The organism is Shewanella aegiceratis, assembly GCF_019457495.1.
GTDB classification, from domain to species: domain Bacteria; phylum Pseudomonadota; class Gammaproteobacteria; order Enterobacterales; family Shewanellaceae; genus Shewanella; species Shewanella loihica.
On record NZ_CP080416.1, the window covers coordinates 1,243,573 to 1,264,124 of the forward strand.

The 20,552-nt window shown below is 50.4% G+C and carries 17 protein-coding genes and 2 tRNA genes; 12 read left to right on the forward strand and 7 right to left on the reverse strand.

Annotated features, from left to right (window positions below; genetic code table 11):
* The first annotated feature begins 3 nt into the window (after positions 1-3).
* On the forward strand, positions 4-396 hold the full coding sequence (locus K0H80_RS05510) for a type IV pilin protein (RefSeq protein ID WP_011864911.1): 393 nt from the start codon (positions 4-6) through the stop codon (positions 394-396).
* Complete coding sequence (locus K0H80_RS05515; protein WP_041406494.1) at positions 393-692, forward strand: TapY2 family type IVa secretion system protein; 300 nt, start codon at positions 393-395, stop codon at positions 690-692. The genes K0H80_RS05510 and K0H80_RS05515 overlap by 4 nt, the downstream gene beginning before the upstream one ends.
* A 39-nt stretch (positions 693-731) precedes the next feature.
* Here K0H80_RS05515 and K0H80_RS05520 read toward each other — a convergent pair whose 3' ends face one another.
* Both K0H80_RS05520 and K0H80_RS05525 read right to left on the reverse strand, forming a co-directional pair.
* Positions 732-1,223: a GspH/FimT family pseudopilin gene (locus tag K0H80_RS05520; RefSeq protein WP_011864912.1), complete on the reverse strand. Its 492-nt coding sequence runs from the start codon at positions 1,221-1,223 to the stop codon at positions 732-734.
* A gap of 136 nt (positions 1,224-1,359) precedes the next feature.
* A complete protein-coding gene (locus K0H80_RS05525) occupies positions 1,360-1,872 on the reverse strand; it encodes a GspH/FimT family pseudopilin (protein ID WP_220073363.1) in 513 nt (170 codons plus the stop codon).
* 250 nt (positions 1,873-2,122) lie between these two features.
* Here K0H80_RS05525 and K0H80_RS05530 point away from each other — a divergent pair, with 250 nt between their 5' ends.
* The gene (locus K0H80_RS05530) at positions 2,123-2,461 is read left to right on the forward strand and encodes a P-II family nitrogen regulator (protein ID WP_011864914.1); all 339 of its coding nucleotides are present in this window, start codon (positions 2,123-2,125) and stop codon (positions 2,459-2,461) included.
* 84 nt (positions 2,462-2,545) lie between these two features.
* Here K0H80_RS05530 and K0H80_RS05535 read toward each other — a convergent pair whose 3' ends face one another.
* A complete protein-coding gene (locus K0H80_RS05535; RefSeq protein ID WP_220073364.1) occupies positions 2,546-3,565 on the reverse strand; it encodes a LacI family DNA-binding transcriptional regulator in 1,020 nt (339 codons plus the stop codon).
* Between the two features lie 412 nt (positions 3,566-3,977).
* Between K0H80_RS05535 and K0H80_RS05540 the strand changes: the two genes are divergently transcribed.
* Positions 3,978-6,602, forward strand: a complete 2,625-nt coding sequence (locus K0H80_RS05540) for a TonB-dependent receptor (protein WP_220073365.1) — start codon at positions 3,978-3,980, stop codon at positions 6,600-6,602.
* A gap of 122 nt (positions 6,603-6,724) precedes the next feature.
* Positions 6,725-8,251, forward strand: a complete 1,527-nt coding sequence (locus K0H80_RS05545) for a tryptophan halogenase family protein (RefSeq protein ID WP_220073366.1) — start codon at positions 6,725-6,727, stop codon at positions 8,249-8,251.
* Between the two features lie 97 nt (positions 8,252-8,348).
* Here the strand turns inward: K0H80_RS05545 and K0H80_RS05550 are convergent, their stop codons facing one another.
* On the reverse strand, positions 8,349-9,068 hold the full coding sequence (locus K0H80_RS05550) for a SapC family protein (protein ID WP_220073367.1): 720 nt from the start codon (positions 9,066-9,068) through the stop codon (positions 8,349-8,351).
* A gap of 1,328 nt (positions 9,069-10,396) precedes the next feature.
* On the opposite strand from K0H80_RS05550, the gene K0H80_RS05555 reads away from it, so the two are divergent.
* The 5 genes from K0H80_RS05555 (at position 10,397) to nagP (ending at position 18,321) form a co-directional block, all read left to right on the forward strand.
* Positions 10,397-13,063: a beta-N-acetylhexosaminidase gene (locus tag K0H80_RS05555; protein WP_220073368.1), complete on the forward strand. Its 2,667-nt coding sequence runs from the start codon at positions 10,397-10,399 to the stop codon at positions 13,061-13,063.
* 312 nt (positions 13,064-13,375) lie between these two features.
* Positions 13,376-14,275, forward strand: coding sequence for an N-acetylglucosamine kinase (nagK, locus tag K0H80_RS05560; protein WP_220073369.1), 900 nt, complete (start codon positions 13,376-13,378; stop codon positions 14,273-14,275).
* A gap of 67 nt (positions 14,276-14,342) precedes the next feature.
* A complete protein-coding gene (gene nagA, locus K0H80_RS05565; protein WP_220073370.1) occupies positions 14,343-15,473 on the forward strand; it encodes an N-acetylglucosamine-6-phosphate deacetylase in 1,131 nt (376 codons plus the stop codon).
* A gap of 167 nt (positions 15,474-15,640) precedes the next feature.
* A complete protein-coding gene (gene nagX / locus K0H80_RS05570; protein WP_220073371.1) occupies positions 15,641-16,804 on the forward strand; it encodes a transmembrane glucosamine N-acetyltransferase NagX in 1,164 nt (387 codons plus the stop codon).
* A 212-nt stretch (positions 16,805-17,016) separates the two neighbouring features.
* Positions 17,017-18,321, forward strand: a complete 1,305-nt coding sequence (gene nagP / locus K0H80_RS05575) for an N-acetylglucosamine MFS transporter NagP (protein ID WP_434086637.1) — start codon at positions 17,017-17,019, stop codon at positions 18,319-18,321.
* A 188-nt stretch (positions 18,322-18,509) separates the two neighbouring features.
* Here the strand turns inward: nagP and K0H80_RS05580 are convergent.
* A tRNA-Thr gene (locus K0H80_RS05580) sits at positions 18,510-18,585 on the reverse strand.
* Between the two features lie 7 nt (positions 18,586-18,592).
* Positions 18,593-18,668: transfer RNA gene (locus K0H80_RS05585), tRNA-Phe, on the reverse strand.
* 386 nt (positions 18,669-19,054) lie between these two features.
* On the opposite strand from K0H80_RS05585, the gene K0H80_RS05590 reads away from it, so the two are divergent.
* Together K0H80_RS05590 and K0H80_RS05595 are read left to right on the forward strand one after the other, a co-directional pair.
* Positions 19,055-19,609, forward strand: a complete 555-nt coding sequence (locus K0H80_RS05590) for a cytochrome b (RefSeq protein ID WP_220073373.1) — start codon at positions 19,055-19,057, stop codon at positions 19,607-19,609.
* On the forward strand, positions 19,606-20,196 hold the full coding sequence (locus K0H80_RS05595; protein WP_144201210.1) for a YceI family protein: 591 nt from the start codon (positions 19,606-19,608) through the stop codon (positions 20,194-20,196). Before K0H80_RS05590 ends, K0H80_RS05595 begins: the two co-directional genes overlap by 4 nt.
* A gap of 75 nt (positions 20,197-20,271) precedes the next feature.
* Here the strand turns inward: K0H80_RS05595 and K0H80_RS05600 are convergent, their stop codons facing one another.
* Positions 20,272-20,550, reverse strand: a complete 279-nt coding sequence (locus tag K0H80_RS05600) for an oxidative damage protection protein (protein ID WP_011864926.1) — start codon at positions 20,548-20,550, stop codon at positions 20,272-20,274.
* Positions 20,551-20,552 lie beyond the last annotated feature (2 nt).

A 20,552-nucleotide genomic window follows, 5' to 3' on the forward strand; every position in this document is an offset into this window, starting at 1 on the left:
TAAATGCAGAAGTTAAAGGGCTTTACCTTAATAGAGGTGATGATCACCGTTGCTATAGTGGGAATATTAGCTGCAATTGCATATCCTTCCTACATTGATTATGTGACTAAAAGTGGACGAGCTGAGGGCGTGGCTGCGGTGATGGAGGTTGCAAACCTTCAAGAGCAGTACTATTTGGATAATAGAACTTATGCCAGTGATCTAACCAAGTTAGGGATGAGCGCAAATCCTTTCGTTACTGAGCATGAGCATTATAAAGTGGCCTCTACTGGAGGAGCTACATTTAAGGTAACCGCCACGGCTATTGGCTCTCAGGCTAGCCGGGATACGGCTTGTGCAACTATCACCATGACGGATGCAGGTGTTAAAGGTCCGTCAAAGGAGTGTTGGAAATGATTAAGCTACTTAGCACAACGATATGTCTAATATCGATTGCACTGATAACACCTGCGTATGCAAAGATGAAAGATTATAAGTGTTTCATTACTAGTGTCAAAAAGGGAGGGCAAGTTGTTTTTTATAGGTGGGAAGAAAGCCAGTTGCCGATTAGAGTGGCCGGATTACCAGGAAAACAATTAACAGATGCTAAGGGAAAGAAGTACTTTATTAAAGAAGTTGAGGAATGCGTACCGCTGTCTGACTCCTTTACAAGCGATAAAGCAAATGCTGTAGATAAACGTACTCTCAGATAGTATTTTGGTATAGGAGTCCCTGCTATTAGGGACTTTAAATTAGCAGCTATTTCCATCGGCACCATAAGAGATGAGGCCACTGCTACTTATTGTTACACTTTGAGATTCGCTTGCCTTGCCATTTGGGCAATAGATAATAGAACCGCTGGAAGATAAACCATCTGCGCTAAAGGTAATCAATGGGCCGGAACCTTTGACAGAATCATTAGTGTCAAAACCATCTATTGCTCTTAGTTCTTTGTCTGTTCCCCCCGCATCGGTTAGATAGACTCTAATTCCTCCCTTCCAATTTGTCCCTGTTCCACAAGAGGTTGCTGAGGCAAAAGGGCAGACATTGACTGTCGCGCCGTAACTTATTGCCTGATTTCTGGCAAAAGACATTAAGTTATGGATACGCTCAATACTGCGATTTACTCTGACGCTTTCATAGGCCGAAATTAAAGATGGGAGCCCTATGGTTAATATGATTCCTGCAACGACAATAGTTACCATGAGTTCAACGAGTGTGAACCCATTTTTATTCTTCATCATGAGTAAAATCCTCTATTCACTTAACACTAGTATAAGCGAGAAGTTTTAGGATTTCAGTATATATAAGCTATTCTTTTTAATGCCAATAATTTGTCGGCTTGATTAAAATTGGCGTGAGTCGTTAGCTTTGGAGCTGTTATTGGTTGCAGCTGATATTTTTCTCTTTTGAAAAGCGTATTCTACCGGCTTGATTGACGATAACGGCTTTGGAATAAGGGCTGTTGGCCGAGCCAGGGCAGTACCTTAAGGTTCCGTTGCTGCCTGATGCGAGCCCATCAGGTTGAAAACGAGCAGACGCGCGGTTGTAGTAGACAAAGTCACCACTATCAAATGAACTTGTTTGCATCAACAATTTGTCTGTGTCATCGAGCTGGTTGCTGGTCCCCGAGTCGGTAAATACCCCCAAGCCTAGGTGCCAGTCATTGGTACATTGGTTATCTTTTATTGGGCAAACCGTTACCCTAAGCCCGTAGTTGATGGCAGTATTTCTGGCGAACTGAAGAGTCTGTTGAATCATCTTTATCGCGGCGTCGGCTCGGTAAGCCTGATAGAGATCTGTAAGACTTGGTAGGCCAACCGAGAGGAGTATGGTCGCAACGGCGAGTGTGACCATTAATTCTATGAGTGTAAATCCATTATGATGTTTCATGGCTATTCCTTGCTGTATGTAGTCTATGCTTCCTGCAATGACCTGAACTCGTTTTTGGGGCGAGTTCATTGAGTATAGAAGAGTTAGCTCAACTTTAGGCGATGGGCATATATTGTTCTGCTCTATGAATATTGAATCATTTTATCTCTCGATATAATCATCTTTGGTGGTTTGGGTGGACGTGATAAGCTAGTGCCTAATAAACTTAGGTTTTGTCGAATTGGGTTAGCAGAATTTTAGGGAGCGTTTGATGAAGAAGGTCGAGGCCATTATTAAGCCGTTTAAGTTAGATGATGTACGCGAATCTCTGGCGGAGATCGGTATTACCGGCATGACGGTTTCTGAAGTCAAAGGTTTTGGACGCCAGAAAGGGCACACGGAGCTCTACCGCGGCGCCGAGTATATGGTGGATTTCCTGCCTAAAGTAAAAATTGAGCTGGTTATTCAAGATGAGCAGCTAGATCAGGCGCTCGAAGTCATCGTCGATACTGCGAGAACGGGTAAGATAGGTGACGGTAAGATATTTGTTACCGAAGTCGAACGCGTGATTCGAATTCGTACCGGCGAAGAGAACGAAGAGGCAGTTTAAGTCTAAAGTTATAAAAAAACGCTGATATCTCAGCGGTTTTTTATTGTCTGTAGATAATCATTAATCAAAGTTTGATGCCGATTCCTAGGCCTTTGGGCTTGCCGATGAGTCTCTTAGTACCGGCTCGGGAATGAAGACCTGATGAGCCGTCTCACTCTGCTTGTTGCCCTGATTCTCGATAAGTAACTCGGTTGCCGTCTGCGCTATCAACTTATTTGGCTGATGGACTGTGGTTAGCTTAGGCCAGGTCTGTCTAGAGAAGGGGCTGTCCTCGAAACCCACGATAGAGAGTTCGTCGGGTATTGCTACCCCTGCTAACCTAGCCGCGAAGAGAGCCCCCGCGGCAATTTCATCGTTACAGGCGACTATGGCCGTCGGCCGATTGGCTTTCGCCAGCAGTGTTTTAGCGCCTTCTACACCCGATTCAAAAGAATACTGACCATTGATGATGTTGGACTCGTCAAGCGATAGGTGATTGCTTTGCAGGGCGGCCTTAAAACCGGCGAGACGTTCCTTGGTGGATTCGTGCTGATGGTCACCGCTCAGAAAGGCGATATTTTTATGGCCGAGATCGATAAGGTGCTGGGTGATGGAAACCGCTCCATGTTTATCGTTGACCAGGATCGATAAGCCATCGGTTGGGCTCACCTCTTCCCCTGCAATAATGCGTACATAATTGGCATTAATCTGATCCAAGGCAGCCAAGACTTTTGGGTCTTCCGATAGCGGCGGGGTTAAAACCAAGCCTGACAGCCTGGCATGGCGCACCATATCGACCAGCTCCTGGCAGATATTATCTGACTTAGCATCGCAGGGATGGATGAGGAGCTCATAGCCTCTTTGCTTACAAGATGACAAAATACCATTTTGCATATCAATGACATAGTAGGCATTAGGGTTGTCGTAGACAAAGGCGATCACGTAGGATTTTGTGCCGGCTAGATTACGGGCAGCGACATTAGGCTGGTAGTTAAGTGCGGCAATCGCCTGATTCACTTTATCAATCGTCGCCTGACGAACCGAAGGCTCGTTATTTGTGACCCGTGAAACCGTTTTTATGGAGACGCCGGCATATTTGGCGACGTCATTAATGGTGACTTTCATCTAGCGGATACTCTTTGTGTCTGCACAGCGTCTAGCTGCTTCAGAATTCAAATATGTCTCAAACAATGTACTGTATGGTTACACAGCAGATCTCACTTCCCCTGGCGACAATATTGCTGAGTTTTACGCTATTAAGCAATCATCAAATTGATTTCTATCCCGAATTACATTTGTCCCGTTTCGAAAGCTAGTGATTTTTATCCTTGTTTATCAGTAAATTGCAACAAGATGCAACGAGAGTGTTTTGTTTAATAAATGTATAAATCCAAAGAAATTCCTGCTTTTGGTTATTTTGTTGTGGCGCATCTGTTAATTGTTGTGTAATCTTTGTACTCACATGACAGCGTTGTCATTCCTTCGGGGATGGTTATGAATACGAAAAAAGATAATAAAGTTATGGAAGGGAAACGAGATGCGACCATCTACTTTTAAGAAAAGTGTACTAGCTACTAATATTGCGCTGCTGCTGAGCGGTGCAGTGTCTGTTTCTGCTCTAGCGGCAGAGGCCGATGCAGAAGCGGTTAATACTGATAATATTGAAAAAATTGAAGTACGTGGTCTGCGTGCTTCGATGAAGGCGTCAATTAACGCCAAAAGATTTTCTGATGCCGTTGTCGATGCCGTTACAGCCGAAGACATTGGTAAATTCCCCGATGGCGACGTAGGTGAGTCACTGGGTCGTATTCCTGGTGTTACCGTTAACCGCCAGTTTGGTCAAGGCCAGCAGGTGTCGATTCGCGGCGCATCTGCTCAGCTAACCCGCACCCTGTTAAATGGTCACTCGGTTGCTTCGACCGGTTGGTTTGACCAACAGGCTATCGACCGTAGCTTTAACTATTCTCTGCTGCCACCCGAGATGATCAGTGGCATCGAAGTCTATAAGTCTTCTCAGGCCGACATCACAGAAGGTGGTATTGGTGGTACCGTGGTTGTTAAGACCCGTAAGCCGCTGGACTTAGATGCCAATACTCTATTCTTAAGCGCCAAGGGCGATTATGGTACTGTCTCTGAGGCGACAGATCCTGCTGTCTCTGGCTTGTATAGTTGGGCAAACGAGGCCGAAACCTTCGGTGTTCTGGTTTCTGCTGCGGGCTCTCAAACCGACTATCAGCGTAACGGTATCGAAACCTTGTTGGGTTGGGGCGAAATTGTGCCGACAACCTTCCAACAAGATCGTGAGCGTACCGCCTACAACATTGCCGCTCAGTATCGTCCAACCGACAACTTAGAGTTCGGCCTAACGGTTACTAGCCTGGATCTTAAGGCAAACAACGCCAACACCTCTATCTTCCTCTTCCCTACACAGCAAGGCGTAAGCACTTGTAACAAAACCAATGCTGCGGGTGTTTGTACCGACATTACCCATACGGGCGAGGGTGGATTTGCCTGGGCACAGACTTGGGCTCGTGAAGCCGAGATGTCGTCAGATACCTATGACCTGGACTTCAAATATGAGGGTGAAGGTTTCACCCTTGAAGGCCGCGTCGGTAACACCAAGGCAGATGGTGGTACTAGCCTAACCTCTAACTATGGTAACTCTATCGGTCAGCCTGGTGACTTCGCCGGTCACTATGACGCTACCGGTGAAAAGATCATTATCGACATCGCTAACAAGTCTTTCGATGCGGGCGACTTTAACGGTCAGCTAGAAACTGCTGGTTGGGCACTGAAGAAGCAGCCTAACACCGACGAAGAGACCTATGCTCAGTTCGACCTGACCTTCCCGGTAGATTTTGGTGCCATCACCTCGATTAAAGCCGGTGTACGCTATGCAGACCATGACGTGACGCAGCAAACTGACGCGGCAATCGTGGGTGACATAGTGGCTAAAGATGCCTCTGAATACTACTCAGGCACCATCTCATCTGGCGCAGGTTTTACCCTGCCTAAGCCAAATTTCGATGCCATGATCCGCGACGCTAAAGCCTCTGTCGATGGTTTTACCCGCGATAAGTCTGGTTACGGTACCCTGAATGAGAAGAACCTGGCCGCCTACGCCATGGCTAACTTCGAGGCAGAAGGGATCCGCGGTAACTTTGGTCTACGCTTCATCTCGACCGATATCGAGTCTGATTACTATGCGCTGAGTTCAAGCGGTCAGTTCGCCGATGAGTTGAGCACAGACAAGTCGAGCTACAGTGACGTATTGCCAAGCATCAACGTGACGTTCGACTTAGCACCGGATCTCTTGCTACGTACCACTGCGGCTCAGGTGATGTCTCGTCCTAACTACGCAGACCTGTTTGCTACTTCGACCCTGCCGGGTCTGAACGATGGCACGCCAGGCAACGAGAAGCTTAACCGTGGTTCTGTTGCTCTGGAGCCATTTAAGGCGACCCAGGCCGATGTGAGCCTAGAATGGTACTTCGGCGGTGAGGGTCTGGCCTCTTTGACCTACTTCATCAAAGACGTGAGCTCTTTCATCACCACTCGTCAGAAGCTAAATCAACAGATTGGCATCGAAGACGATAACCTAAGAGACCAAGGCTACAGCGCCTGTGGTGTAGGCGTCTATGACTGCTGGACCGTCAGCGAGAAGTACAATGCTAACGGTGGCCATATCGAAGGGGTCGAGTTACAGCTGCAAGACTCGTTCGAAAACGGCCTGGGCTACTCGGTTAACTATACCTTCGCCGATGCAGGCTCTCCAGCCGAGAACTACCCAGATAAAGTGGGTGTCTTCTCTGATTCTTCTAAGCACACGGTTAACCTTGTGGGCTACTATGAGATGGAAAGCTTCTCTGCGCGTCTGGCCTACAACTGGCGCAGTGAATACATGATGCGTGAGCTACCAGGTTTCTATGGTAACCGTCAGCACCAAGACTATGGCTCGCTGGATCTGAGCATGAACTACAGCGTGACCGATTGGATGGATCTGACCTTCGAAGCCGTTAACCTCACAGAGGAAGACAGCATCCAGATCGGTGTCTCGCCAGTCGACAACCCAGATGTGATCGCCGAGTTTAAAGATAACTACCCGGTATGGAGCTTCGAAGGCGAAGCGAGATACAAGGTGGGTGTCGCACTGCGATTCTAATCGACACATGAGTGTACAAAGCCCGGCTTAAGCTGGGCTTTTTATTAGCACCAACTTTTTATCAGCGACTTGTTATTAGCACCGACCTTTAATTAGACCAAGAGTAGGGCGGAGGTGAAACTATGGACATTAAGCGTATCCTTATATTGGGCGGCGGCACGGCAGGCTGGTTGGCGGCCAATCACCTGGGTAAGGCCCTAGAACATCGCCAGGACGTGACTATCACGCTGGTGGAATCTCCCGATATTCCCATTATTGGGGTTGGCGAAGGCACTGTACCCGCCATTCGTCAGAGTCTGAAACGCTTTGGGATAAGTGAATCTGAGTTTATTCGTCGGTGTGACGTCACCTTTAAGCAGTCAATCAAGTTCGTCAATTGGATGGATAAGGACCGTCACGGGGCTGGGAACTTCTATCATCACCTGTTTGACATGCCGAGTCCTCTGGGAGAGGATCTGACCCAACATTGGCTAGATAATACTAATACTGCATACGGCGACATGGTCTCGCCTCAGCACAAGGTGTGTGAAGCCGGGCGGGCGCCGAAGCGAATCACCCACAGTGAATATGAGGGAGCGCTGGGTTACGCCTATCACCTCAATGCGGCTAAGTTTGCCAAGCTGCTTGCCGACAATGCCACCAGGCGTTTCAACGTCGAACATATCATGGCCAATGTGCAAGAGGTCACGCTAAGGGAAAGTGGCGATATCGCCTCCCTGGAAACCGATTGCCGGGGCAGTATCGGCGCGGATTTTTTTATCGATTGCAGTGGCTTTGAATCCTTGCTTATCGACAAGACGCTCAAGGTGCCCTTTGTCGATAAGTCTCATCAGCTGTTTGCCGACAAGGCGATAGCAGTGCAGGTTCCTGTCGATGAGGATGAGGCGATCCCGCCTTATACCCTGGCGACGGCGCATCAGGCCGGCTGGATATGGGATATCGCCTTGACCCATAGGCGCGGTGTCGGGTTTGTCTACTCCTCTAAATATATGGATGATGACACAGCGCTTAATAAGCTCTCCCGTTATCTGGGGCAGGATGTCGCTCAGTATCAGTATCGGGTCTTGCCGATGAAACTTGGCTATCGCAGGGAGTTCTTGCATAAGAATTGCCTCTCCTTGGGATTGGCTCAGGGCTTCCTCGAGCCCTTAGAAGCCACCTCTATCTTGCTGACCGATTTTGCCGCAGGCTTCGTGGCCAATCGCATGCCTAAGGATAGCGAGGCGCTTGCCTTGCTGGCCGATCAATTGAATCAGGTGATGACCTATGCCTGGGAGCGAGTCGTCGAATTTATCAAGATGCACTACTGCCTGTCAGACAGAAGTGATTCGCCGTTCTGGGTCGATAATCGCGATCCGGCAACGATTCCCATTGAGCTCTCCACTCGACTCAAGCTGTGGCAAAACCATTACCCTATAAGGCAAGACTTCTTCAGCAAGTTTGAGGTGTTTGATTTAGAGAATTATCTCTATGTCCTCTATGGCATGCATTATCCAACGGCGCCTCAGTTTGCAGGTAATAAACAGAGAGAAGCCTGGCAGGCGCAGGCTAGGCAGATAGCGAGTGTGGGTGAGCACCTGATGAAGGAGCTGCCAGAACACAGGGAGTTGCTAGAGAAGATCGCGGTATATGGCTTACAAAAATGTTGAGCTCGAAGCGCTATGATGTTTGATTTTTGAAAGGGCACAATCGATTTGGCGGGGCGTAGTTTATTCCAACGTCCCGCCATTAGCTTGCAGCGGATGCTTATTGTAGCTTGTCGAACTGGTTTTGCTTGGCGATAAGGCGAGACAGCTGGTTGAGCGAGGCTCTGTGAGCATAGACGATAGGCAGCAAACCTTTCTTTCTTAGCTCGAGGAAATCCTCATCGCTTAGCTCGTTCAGCACCTTATCGTCGATCAGGTAGACACCATTGATGTTGATCTTCTGCTCAGATCTTTCCAGCTTAATCGTTAGCTGCTGAGAAATCAGTAAGTTCTTATCTGCCAGGTATTGGCAAACGGCCTGTGTCTGTTGATGCATGGCGGCGACATCCAGCAGGGCATTGGTTCGCGCCGTCAGGTATTCACTGCGCTCACCCTCGTCGGTGAAGAGTCGATTACCAGCGTCCTCAGACACCATAGGACTATCCTCATCGATGCAGACGATCACGTTGTCGCCTTCTTCCGAAGTTCTGGCGATGGACAGCGGCGCATTGCTAAAGCCGATTGGGCTGATTGGCGCATCCCATTGATTGCTCTGGCAGTAGAGGTTAACTTCGGGCTCGATCCCCATGATGGCCACCGGAATAAACTGGCCGGTCTCACCATTCTTCACAAAGACGATGGGAAATTCGGCTGCCAGGCTAGGGATCTCCCTGGCCAGCACTGGGATCAGGTGTTCCTTGTTGAAACGGCTGAAATCGTTTGAATGAGTCAGCTTGATGTTGAGATGTTTTTCTGTCGATAGAGGGACAATCTTTGCCATGTTTTTACCTTAGTTAATTTTAGTTTGTGGTGTTTGTTCCTAGCCCTCTGTTCGTTAGGCTGGGAAACGCTGGGTTAATCTTTTACCGCTAGTGGCGGCCATAGTGCAAGCACTAATAGAGCAAGCAGGCGCGAAAGTGGTGCGATAAAGGCGTTAAGTTGAGCAACTTTCACTGTTCGGCGCTTCGAATTAGATTTATCGCTGGTAGGGCATGAGTTTGCTCTTCTTGATACTCTTCTCATAGGACCTTCTATTTTCTTTAAGAAATCATCTGGCGCCACCCCCATACTCATAGGCCCTTTTCGTTAGCATTGGCGCTCGTTTTCGGCTTTGAGTATCTTTTGGATGTTACCAATAGTTGACAGCGTTGTCATATTTATGTGGTGGCTAATGCTGGGCACTGCCTTTGTAGCTGTGTCTGCAACTGGCGGTTTTCAACTGGCAGATAAAAAATTGCCTCAGAATGTCAAAAAAATGTAGAAATTCTGTTCTTTCTTAGGTAAATTAATAAATGACAGCGTTGTCATTTGCTTGTGTGGCACGTTCGTTTTGTAAGGTTTGCATTGTTAGGAAGAGGTCTCCTAACTTGTGCATTGGCAATAGCCATTAAGTTTGTAGCAATGGTTATTGTGTTTGTTTTTTCCTATAGTCTCTCCCCAGATACTAGAGATGGCTAGATGTGTTATGTCTCAATTGGCGCCTTTATCGGCGGCACTTGATACATGATGCATCTAGCGCTTTTTTCTGGATTAGAGTGACGCCTGATGAGTGGGCTTTAGGGAAATGCGCAAGAGCGAGCAAAGCACAACACTGTGCGGCACAGCAGGGCGTTCGTTGTCTTGCAGAGATTCAGATTAAATAAACAGATTTCTTTCATTGTCAGATTGCTTGCCGTAGCCAGAACGCTTTCTATAGCCTGATTACTTGCCAATTCTAGGTTGCCTGTAATTGCCAGGTGGGGGTCTGGGAGCTGCAAGGTTTATAAATGTCTGACTATGATCTATTTTCGCCGTTGCATCTATTTGCAAATAGGCCAAGATGCCGCGGCAAATAAGACCAAGCGCAATAAGTAAGTGATCAGCAATAGCGCAGGGAAAACGTTTGAGAGCAAGGCTGGATTTTTAGGTAAGTATTTATTCTAAAATCAAAAAAGTAATGCCGTTATCGAACGTTTTAACAAGTTCGCTTGAACAGTTAATTATTAGGATTGGCATAAAGTGGTGGCTATCTCAGATATCGCAATAGCAGGAAGCTGATTGCCTATGCTGACGGGGAAGGGTGGCCGCAATGAGACTTGATAGTTCAAGTCGAGAAAAGTGAGGATAACAATGAATAATAAGCTCATTCCAATAACATTACTCATGAGCCTGGGACTGCTTGGGTGCAGTCAGCCAACCACTAACCAAATTGCCAAGGATGAAGGCGTCGCGGCGCAGCAGGTCAGCGAAAGCGCTGCGCAGCAGGCACTGCATCAGTTTGCTACCAGCCTTGCCGTTAACTATCACACCCTGACCAATTATCCTCAGCAGTGCACCTCAACAGGTGTCGATGGCCGCTGTTTTGCCGCCCAGATAGAATTAGTTCCGGGTATTGATTTTGACCGTAAGGATTGGGCTATTTACTACAGCCAGATGCGGCCGGTGAAAAAGGTGTTAACCGATGCCTTTGAGTTGACGCAGGTTAAAGGGGATCTGCATCGCATCACGCCCACGGATAAATTTAGCGGTTTCAAGAAAGGTCAGCCGGTCGACATCGCCTTTCTCGGTGAGTTGTGGCAGCTGTCGGAAACTGATGCCATGCCCAACTACTATATTGTCGTGCCCGGCCTTAAGCCCGAGATCATTAGCAGCACCCTGCTGACTGTCGATGCCAGTACCGGCATGGAGCAGCGGCCCTATGTCGAGACTTATGTCAGCGCCGAGAGTCAATATAAGCGCAGCGATACCGATAAGCTTAAGTGGGCGACGCCTCAGGTCTTGTTTGATGCAAACCAGGATATTGAGAGTCGCCCTGAGCTTGCCGTCAACGCGATAATCCCAACGCCCAAGCGACAAGTAATCAATAGTCAAAGCCCTGTGTTATCCCTGGCCTCTGGCTATCATCTGGATGCTGGCAGCGTAGCTAAGGCGTCTGCGGAGGCGGCCTTGGCTCGCCTGGTCCGCCTTGGCGTTAAGCCATCGCCTCAAGGTATTCCACTCAAGTTAGAGCGGTCGAAGACTAAACTTGCCGAAGGGGGCTATCGCCTCGATATTACCTCTGATGGCATCACCATAGGCGCCAGCGACGATGCCGGTTTATCCTATGGCTTGGCGTCGCTAACAAGTCTTATCTCTCTCGACACCCTATCGCTCAATGCCATGCAGATTGAAGATGAGCCTAGATATGACTTTCGCGGCATGCATGTGGACGTGGCGCGTAATTTTCACAGCAAGCAGTTTATCTTAGACCTGCTGGATCAGATGGCGGCCTACAAGCTCAATAAGCTACATCTGCATATGGCCGATGATGAGGGCTGGCGTCTGGAGATAGATGGCCTGCCCGAGCTGACCCAGGTAGGTAGTCGCCGTTGTCATGACCTGCAGGAGGATATCTGTTTATTGCCGCAGCTGGGCAGCGGCCCAGATGGCGATAGCAAGGTCAATGGTTTCTACTCAAAGGCCGATTATATCGAGATCCTTAAGTATGCCGGCGCGCGTCAAATTCAGGTGATACCGTCCATGGATATGCCGGGTCACTCGCGCGCCGCCATCAAGTCGATGGAGGCCAGGTATCGTCGTCTGATGGCTGAAGGCAATGAAGCCGCAGCTAACGAGTATCGCCTCATCGACCCGCTGGACAAGACTCGCTACGCCTCGATTCAATATTACGACGACAACACGCTCAATGTCTGTATGGATTCCAGCTATCACTTTGTCGACAAGGTGGTGAGCGAGATAGCCAAGCTGCACCAGGCTGCAGGTCAGAGCCTGGAGCTTTACCATATTGGCGCCGATGAAACAGCCGGCGCCTGGATCGACTCACCCGTCTGTCAGGCGCTGCTTGCAGACAAAGACAGCGGCCTAGATAGCGAGGCACATTTTGGGGCTTACTTTATCGAGCGGGTAGCCAAGATGCTGGCCGATAAAGGGATTGAAACCGCGGGCTGGAGCGATGGCATGAGCCATACTCGACCCGAGCGTATGCCAGCAAAGAATCAAACTAACATCTGGGATGTGGTTGCCCACGGCGGCTATCAGCGCGCTCATGCACAGGCCAACCTGGGCTGGGATACGGTACTGAGTAATCCCGAGGTGCTCTATTTCGATTTCCCCTACGAGGCCGATCCTAAAGAGCATGGCTATTACTGGGCGAGTCGCAGCACCAACGAGCGCAAACTCTTTAGTTTCATGCCAGATAACCTACCGGCCAACGCCGAGCAGTGGACGGATATCGAAGGTAAACCATTTGAGGCCGACGATACCCTTAAGCTGGATGAAGAGGGCAAACGCCTCAGCGGGCCGCTAAATCAAGGCGTTAGATTCAAAGGGATCCAGGGTCAGCTCTGGAGCGAGACCATACGCTCAGATCAAGTGGTGGAATATATGGTGTTTCCTCGCCTGTTAGTGCTGGCTGAAAGGGCATGGCACAAGGCCGATTGGGAGGTGCCATATCAATATCAGGGGGCTAAATATGGCCCAGAGACAAACTACTTCACGGTCGAGATGCGCGAGAAGCAGCGCGAGCAGTGGCAAACTTTTGCCAACACCTTAGGCTATAAGGAGCTGGCCAAGCTGGATAGGGCAGGGATAGCCTATCGTGTGCCAACCTTAGGTGCCAAAATCAAGGAAGGTTACCTGCAGGCAAACAGCATCTATCCCGGGCTCGGATTAGAGTATCGAGTCGATGGCGGCCAGTGGCAGCAATATACAGAGGCGGTTAGCGTCTCAGGTAGAGTCGAGGTCAGAGGCGTCGCCGCCGATGGTATCCGTAAGGGGCGCACACTCAAGGTCAATTAGCATTTCGCTTTTAGCACTAGATTACTGACCGAAAAAATAGGTCATTTAAGCCAGCTAAAGAAAATGCAATGTAAGCTAGCGCGGTTATCTAAGAGCTGATAACCGCTTTTCTCCCTGTTAAATAGCAAACAAAAATTGGGCGCCTTAGAGGCGTTAACCGGGCAGTGATCGAGAAGCTTGCTGTCACAAATTTAGTGATAATTTTAAATGACAGCGTTGTCATTTTTGTTGTAACATGACATTAACTTAGTCAGTGGGCAGGGCGGGCGAAGCTAGATGCCCTGGATAATAAAACTGTGAAAGAGGTTGGTAATGGGATTTAACCAGACAGAGGAACAGGCCCTCGTCATAGGCATAGATGGTGGTGGCAGCAAGTGCCGCGCGACTATCTACGCCGCCGATGACAGTGTGATCGGCACTGGTGTGGCCGGGCGTGCGAATCCGCTTTACGGCCTGACACATACCTTCGACTCTATCTCGCGCGCGACCGAGCTCGCCTTACAAGACGCCGGGCTAAAAGCGAGCGACAGCAAGACACTGGTGGCGGGCGTAGGCCTGGCCGGAGTTAATGTCGCGCATCTCTATCAGGCGATCAAAGCATGGCAGCATCCCTTCGCAGAGATGTATGTCACCACAGATCTGCACACCGCCTGCATCGGCGCCCATAAAGGTGGCGATGGCGCTGTGATCATCACAGGTACCGGCTCCTGCGGTTATGCCCACGTGGGCGAGCAGTCCTTGAGCCTAGGCGGACACGGCTTTGCCTTGGGCGATAAGGGCAGTGGCGCCTGGCTTGGCTTACAGGCCGCGCAGCAGGTACTGTTAGATCTCGATGGCTTCGGCCCGGCTACCCAGCTAACAGAGCGTCTATTGGAGCACTTTAAGGTGAACGATGCCATGGGCATAGTCGAGCACCTGGCAGGCAAATCATCCGGTTGTTATGCCACCCTGGCGCGCACGGTGTTATCTTGTGCACAGGCCCAGGATGAGGTGGCTAAGGCGATAGTGGTCGAGGGCGCCGAGTATATCAGCGCCTTGGCCCACAAGTTATTTGAGATCCACCCGCCGCGTTTTTCCATGATAGGTGGCCTCGCCGAGCCTCTGGCCCCTTGGTTGGACAGGCGGGTAGTTGACAAGATCTCGCCAATTCTTGCCCCGCCCGAATTAGGCGCCGCCTATTTTGCGCGTCAGCAGCTAGGCTCTTGCAGTTAAGCTTTAGCAGTCAGGCTTGAGCCAAGCGTAACGAGTTGTAGATGATGTTTTGCCAGGAATTGAATCGATGAAACAGACACTGATTGCCGAGCGGGTATTTGACGGCGAACACTTCCACCTTAATCAGGCCATCACCATAGAGGACGGGCGTATCGCCTCTTTCGATAGGGCTAGCGATGTCGAGCCGATTCTGCTGGCCGGTACCCTGGTGCCTGGCTTTATCGATGTTCAGGTCAATGGCGGTGGCGGTGCCCTGTTTAACGACGCGCCCAGCCTCGAGAAGATAAAGACCATAGGCCAGGCCCATGCCAGATTTGGCACCACGGGCTTCTTGCCGACCCTGATCACCGACGATATCGAGGTGATGCGCGCCGCCGCCGATGCCGTGGCCGAGGCGCTGGCGCTGAATACGCCAGGCGTGCTGGGGATCCATTTCGAGGGGCCACATCTCAGCGTGCCCAAGAAGGGCGTCCATCCGGCCAATTATATTCGTCGTATCTCTGATGAAGAGCTGGCGGTTTTTGCCCGCAATGATCTAGGGACTAAGGTGGTGACACTGGCGCCGGAGAACGTCGCACCAGAGGTGATTCACGCCCTGGCCGAGTGCGGCGTCAGAGTCTGTCTCGGTCATTCTAATGCCGACTACGATACCGTTATTAAGGCGCTTGAGGCGGGAGCTACCGGTTTCACCCACCTGTTTAACGCCATGTCACCCATGGATTCCAGGGCGCCGGGTATGGTGGGCGCGGCGCTGGAGAGCCAGAATGCCTGGTGCGGCCTGATTGTCGATGGTCACCACGTGCATCCGGCCTCGGCTAAGGTAGCTATTGCCGCTAAGCCAAGGGGCAAGGTGATGCTGGTGACAGACGCCATGCCGCCTGTGGGCATGGATGATAACGCCAGCTTCGAGCTGTTTGGCACCCAAGTGGTGCGCCGCGGTGACAGGTTAAATGCCGTAACCGGTGAGCTTGCCGGATGTGTGCTGGATATGATCGGCGCGGTCAACAACAGCGTTAGCATGCTAGGTGTGGCCCACGAAGAGGCGCTGCGGATGGCGGCTAGATATCCCGCCGAGTTTATCGGTCATCGTCAGCGCGGCGTGTTTACCATAGGCGCCAGAGCGGATATGGTGTTGCTGGGCAGCGATAATCAAGTGGCGCGCACCTACATAGATGGCCAGTTGGTTTATCAGGCATAGCGACCACATTAGATGCATAGCCGTCGCGATAGAGAATTGCAAAAGGCGCTGAAACAAGCGCTCTATTTGTGCTCGTAATTGAGGCGCTAATTAGGCTCAGTGCTCGTACGGATAGGGTTAAGCCTAGTGTTTGATTTATAATAATAACGATAAGAGAGAGGCTCCTGATGGAACCTAAAACAGATACCCATCCAATACCGGCCGCGAAACCCAGGCTAATGTCGCTCGATGCCCTAAGGGGCTTCGATATGTTCTGGATCCTCGGGGGCGAGGCATTGTTTGCGGCGCTGCTCGTCTGGACCGGCTGGCAGGGCTGGCGTATCGCCGATGCCCAGATGCACCACAGTCAGTGGCACGGCTTTACCTTCTATGATCTTATCTTTCCTCTATTTATCTTCCTCTCCGGCGTCGCCTTAGGCCTATCGCCCAAACGCCTGGATTCGCTGCCCTGGCCAGAGCGTCTTCCCCTCTATCGCCACGCGATAAAACGTCTTATGCTGCTCCTCCTGTTTGGCGTGCTCTATAACCATGGCTGGGGTACAGGCATGCCGATGACGGCGGATGAGGTGAGATATACCAGCGTGCTGGGACGCATCGCCTTTGCCTGGTTCTTCGCCGCCTTACTGGTGTGGCATACCGGGCTGAAGACGCAGGTATTGGTCGCCATCGGTATACTCTTCGGATACGCCGCGGTGCAGCTGTGGCTGCCGGTTCCCGGCGGCGTGGCGGGGGACTTCTCAATGTCTGGCTCGATCAACGCCTATGTGGATGGCAAGTTTCTGCCCGGTATTAGCTATCAGGGTAGGGCGACAGACCCCGAGGGGATCCTCTCGACCCTTCCTGCCATAGTCAATGCCTTGGCCGGCGTCTTTACCGGTCGCTTTATCGTTAAGCCTCATCCCAAGTGGGGAGGGGTAAAGGGCGAGTGGGCTAAGGTTGGCATCTTGTTACTTGCTGGCTTGCTCAGCCTGGGGTTTGGCTGGTTGATGAACCCTTATATTCCGGTAAACAAAGATCTCTGGACCAGCAGCTTTGTCATGGTCACCCTGGGCTGGAGCCTTATCTTACTCGCCATCTTCTATGCGCTGGTGGATGTGCTAAAGCTGCACAGATTGGCATTTGCCTTTGTGGTCATAGGCTGCAATGCCATCATCATCTATCTGGCCTCGAGTCTGGTGAAATGGGACTACCTTGCCAGTAGCCTATTCGGCGGCGCGATACAGGCACTGCCGATTGAGATGCAGCCACTGGCGTCTGCCAGCGCCTTGCTCTTGGTGCAATGGTTGCTGCTGTATTGGATGTATAAGCGCGGCATCTTCATCAAGGTTTAAGTCTTATAGAAGATAATGGCTGGGCAATTTAATAAGGAAAACGCTGTGTTAGCCTGTAAAGGCTAAAAAGCCAAAATGACAGCGTTGTCTTTTTTCTGTTTATGTTTTAACATCGATGAAACAAGGGGGCAACTTGCGCCCAAGCTGTAATGTACCAAGCCGATATCACAGAGCTGATATCCAAAGATTAATTACTATAAGAAAACAGGCTTATGGAAATGACATTAAATAGTGAAAGTAAGCGCAGCAGCGTGATCCCCATGGCGATCGTTGCCGGACTCTTCTTTATTCTGGGTTTTGCGACCTGGCTAAACGGGTCCTTGATGCCTTACCTCAAGCAGATCCTGCAACTCACCCCGCTTCAAGCCTCTCTCATTCTCTTCTCCTTCTATATCGCCGTGACCTTTACCGCATTGCCCTCGGCATGGGTGATACGTAAGGTGGGTTACAAGACGGGCATGGCGATGGGCATGGGGATCATGATGATTGCCGGCCTGCTATTCATCCCCGCGGCCAAGACGCAGGTATTTGCGCTATTTCTATTTGCGCAGCTGGTGATGGGCACGGGGCAGACCCTGCTACAGACGGCGGTGAATCCCTATGTGGTCAGAATCGGCCCCGAGGAGTCGGCCGCCGCTCGCGTGAGTGTCATGGGGATCCTCAACAAGGGCGCAGGGGTGATCGCGCCGCTGGTGTTTACTGCCCTGATTCTCGACAGCTTTAAGGACAGAGTCGGCGTTGAGCTGACCCAGGCGCAGATCGACGAGATGGCCAATGGCCTGGTGTTCCCATATCTGGGCATGGCTATCTTTATCGGTGTGCTGGCGCTACTGGTGAAGAAGTCGCCTCTGCCAGAGCTTGAAAATGAAGACGAGCAAGGGCAGGGTACCAAGGGCCATACCCGTGAGGCGCTGTCTCATCCTAATCTGGCATTAGGTGTAGTAGCACTGTTTTTCTATGTGGCGGTAGAAGTGATCGCCGGCGATACCATAGGCACCTTCGCCCTCTCTCTCGGAGTCGAAAACTATGGTGTGATGACCTCCTATACCATGATCTGCATGGTCATCGGCTACTCCCTGGGTATCCTGACCATTCCCCGTTTCATCTCTCAGCCTAAGGCGCTGATGATCTCGGCGATACTAGGCCTAATGCTGACGCTGGGGATCTTATTTGGTGACAACGAGTCCTATGCTATCGCCAATGCGTTGCTGGTTCCCTTCGGCGGCGCCATGCTGCCAGATACCCTGTTGATGATCGCCTTCTTAGGCTTGGCTAACGCCATCGTCTGGCCAGCAGTATGGCCGCTGGCGCTATCTGGCATGGGCAAACTGACCAGCACAGGCTCTGCGCTATTGGTGATGGGCATTGCAGGTGGCGCATTCGGTCCGCTGTTTTGGGGATTAACTAGCTCGGCAACCTCGCTTGGTCAGCAGGGCGGCTATATGGTGATGTTGCCTTGTTACCTGTTTATCCTCTTCTATGCGGTGAAAGGCTATAAGATGCGTAGCTGGAAATAGCCGAGAGTGTTTATCGAATTAAAAGGAGCCTAGTGCTCCTTTTTTGTTGCTTAGTATCAAAAGGGGCAACTCGTTAATGACGGCTTTATTAGGAGAGGGGATGTTTGTATCAGGAGTGCCATGAATCCCATCAAGGGCGGTAAATTTCAAATATAAAAAAGCCACGACACTGTCGAGGCTGTTTTATATGGTGCCGGCACCAAGAGTCGAACTCGGGACCTACTGATTACAAGTCAGTTGCTCTACCAACTGAGCTATGCCGGCTAAATTGTGGTGCCCGAACCCGGAATCGAACCAGGGACACGAGGATTTTCAATCCTCTGCTCTACCGACTGAGCTATTCGGGCAACTAAACTAAGTGTCTAGCTAACTACTTCAAACCAGGTCTCTATGACCCTTGCCGTTTGGAGTGCGCGTATAATATAGCGCTGATATTTATCCTGCAAGCGCTTTTTTGGAGAAATTTAACTGCATGGCTAGTTAATGTGCAAAGTGCTGGCTTTTTGGCATTTATGCCGTTTTTTAGCACAGTGGCTGTGGTTAAAACTCAGGTTTTAGCCACTAATTGTTCTTAAGGGGGCATTTTCAGGCCTCTTATTTCCCAACTCCCCACTTATCCCGTTTGTCTTAGCGCTACCTTTCTAAAAATTAGAAGTTTATTGGCGAAATTACGCGATATTTGTCGATCTAAATCGAAGTTAATATGCTGTTAAGTGACAAATGAGGATGAATCGTGTTTAAAAATACCCAGAGCCGCTACGGCTTGGTGAGCATAGGCCTGCATTGGCTGACAGCGATTGCCGTATTAACGCTGTTCGCCCTGGGCGTGTGGATGGTCGAGCTGACCTATTACAGCGCCTGGTATAAGCGAGCGCCGGATCTGCATAAGAGCATAGGCGTGCTGCTGATGGTGTTAACCCTGTGCCGTCTGCTGTGGCGTTGGTTAAACCCGGCGCCTAAGGCGCTCCCCGGGCATCAAAGGTGGGAGAAGCTGGCCGCGGGCCTGGTGCATCGTCTGCTTTATTTGATGCTACTTGGTATCTTGATCTCTGGCTATCTTATCTCGACCGCCGACGGCAGGGCCATTGGCGTTTTCTCACTCATCGAGCTGCCGAGCCTGGGGCTATTGTTTGAGGGGCAGGCGGATATTGCCGGCAAAGTACATCAATATCTGGCCTATGGCTTTATCGCCCTGGTAACTCTGCATGGCCTTGGGGCACTAAAACACCATTTTATCGACAAAGACGCAAGCTTGAAACGCATGTTAAACATTAAGGAGACACAATGAAGAAGGCTATATTGAGCGCCGCACTTATTAGCACACTAGGCGCGGGTGCATTCATGTTACCGGCTACCGCCAACGCCGCCGATTATGTGATAGATACCCAAGGTGCCCACGCCTCGGTGCAGTTTAAGGTGAGTCACTTAGGTTATAGCTTCGTGGTGGGGCGATTTAACGAGTTTGCTGGCGACTTTAGTTTCGATAGCAAGCATATCGCTGATGCCAAGGTAAATGTAACGATCAACACGGCGAGTCTCGACTCTAACCACGCCGAGCGTGACAAGCACCTGAGAAGTGAAGACTTCCTTAATGTGGCTAAGCATCCCGAGGCTAGCTTTAAGTCGACCTCGGTCAAAGAGCTGGGGGACGGCAAGTTTGTGCTCAATGGCATGCTGACCCTTAACGGGGTGACTAAGCCTGTGGCAATCGATGCAAAGTTTATTGGTGAAGGGCAAGACCCTTGGGGTGGCTACCGCGCCGGTTTTGTCGGTCAGACTGAATTTGCCTTGAAGGATTATGATATCAAGATGGATCTTGGCCCCGCGTCCAGCCATGTGACCTTAGATCTCGTGGTCGAAGGTATTCGTCAGTAGTGATTGCTTAAACAAACCCCCATTATAGAAAAAGCGCCAATAGGCGCTTTTTATTTTTATAGAGCGAGTAATTTATTACTCGTCATCTTTTTGCGGCACATAGCCTTCGATCTCGACCTCTTTGCCCTCAAACAGGAAGTTAACCATCTGCTCTTCGAGGAACTTGCGATCGTCAACATTCATCATGTTGAGTTTCTTCTCATTGATCAGCATGGTTTGCTTGGCCTGCCAGAGCGACCAGGCTTCCTGGCTGATGTTGTCAAAAATTCGCTTACCGAGTTCACCCGGGTAGAGCTGAAAGGCTAGGCCGTCTGCCTCTTTCTTAAGATACTGGCAGTTCACTGTACGCGCCATGA

Bases quoted from the DNA above. Each gene is read 5' to 3' on its own strand.
- nagP (WP_434086637.1), top strand. From the start codon at position 17,017: ATGGAAATGACATTAAATAGTGAAAGTAAGCGCAGCAGCGTGATCCCC.
- K0H80_RS05520 (WP_011864912.1), bottom strand. From the start codon at position 1,223: ATGATGAAGAATAAAAATGGGTTCACACTCGTTGAACTCATGGTAACT.
- K0H80_RS05595 (WP_144201210.1), top strand. From the start codon at position 19,606: ATGAAGAAGGCTATATTGAGCGCCGCACTTATTAGCACACTAGGCGCG.
- K0H80_RS05550 (WP_220073367.1), bottom strand. From the start codon at position 9,068: ATGGCAAAGATTGTCCCTCTATCGACAGAAAAACATCTCAACATCAAG.
- K0H80_RS05515 (WP_041406494.1), top strand. From the start codon at position 393: ATGATTAAGCTACTTAGCACAACGATATGTCTAATATCGATTGCACTG.
- nagK (WP_220073369.1), top strand. From the start codon at position 13,376: ATGGGATTTAACCAGACAGAGGAACAGGCCCTCGTCATAGGCATAGAT.
- nagX (WP_220073371.1), top strand. From the start codon at position 15,641: ATGGAACCTAAAACAGATACCCATCCAATACCGGCCGCGAAACCCAGG.
- nagA (WP_220073370.1), top strand. From the start codon at position 14,343: ATGAAACAGACACTGATTGCCGAGCGGGTATTTGACGGCGAACACTTC.
- K0H80_RS05530 (WP_011864914.1), top strand. From the start codon at position 2,123: ATGAAGAAGGTCGAGGCCATTATTAAGCCGTTTAAGTTAGATGATGTA.
- K0H80_RS05525 (WP_220073363.1), bottom strand. From the start codon at position 1,872: ATGAAACATCATAATGGATTTACACTCATAGAATTAATGGTCACACTC.
- K0H80_RS05535 (WP_220073364.1), bottom strand. From the start codon at position 3,565: ATGAAAGTCACCATTAATGACGTCGCCAAATATGCCGGCGTCTCCATA.
- K0H80_RS05540 (WP_220073365.1), top strand. From the start codon at position 3,978: ATGCGACCATCTACTTTTAAGAAAAGTGTACTAGCTACTAATATTGCG.
- K0H80_RS05600 (WP_011864926.1), bottom strand. From the start codon at position 20,550: ATGGCGCGTACAGTGAACTGCCAGTATCTTAAGAAAGAGGCAGACGGC.
- K0H80_RS05555 (WP_220073368.1), top strand. From the start codon at position 10,397: ATGAATAATAAGCTCATTCCAATAACATTACTCATGAGCCTGGGACTG.
- K0H80_RS05545 (WP_220073366.1), top strand. From the start codon at position 6,725: ATGGACATTAAGCGTATCCTTATATTGGGCGGCGGCACGGCAGGCTGG.
- K0H80_RS05510 (WP_011864911.1), top strand. From the start codon at position 4: ATGCAGAAGTTAAAGGGCTTTACCTTAATAGAGGTGATGATCACCGTT.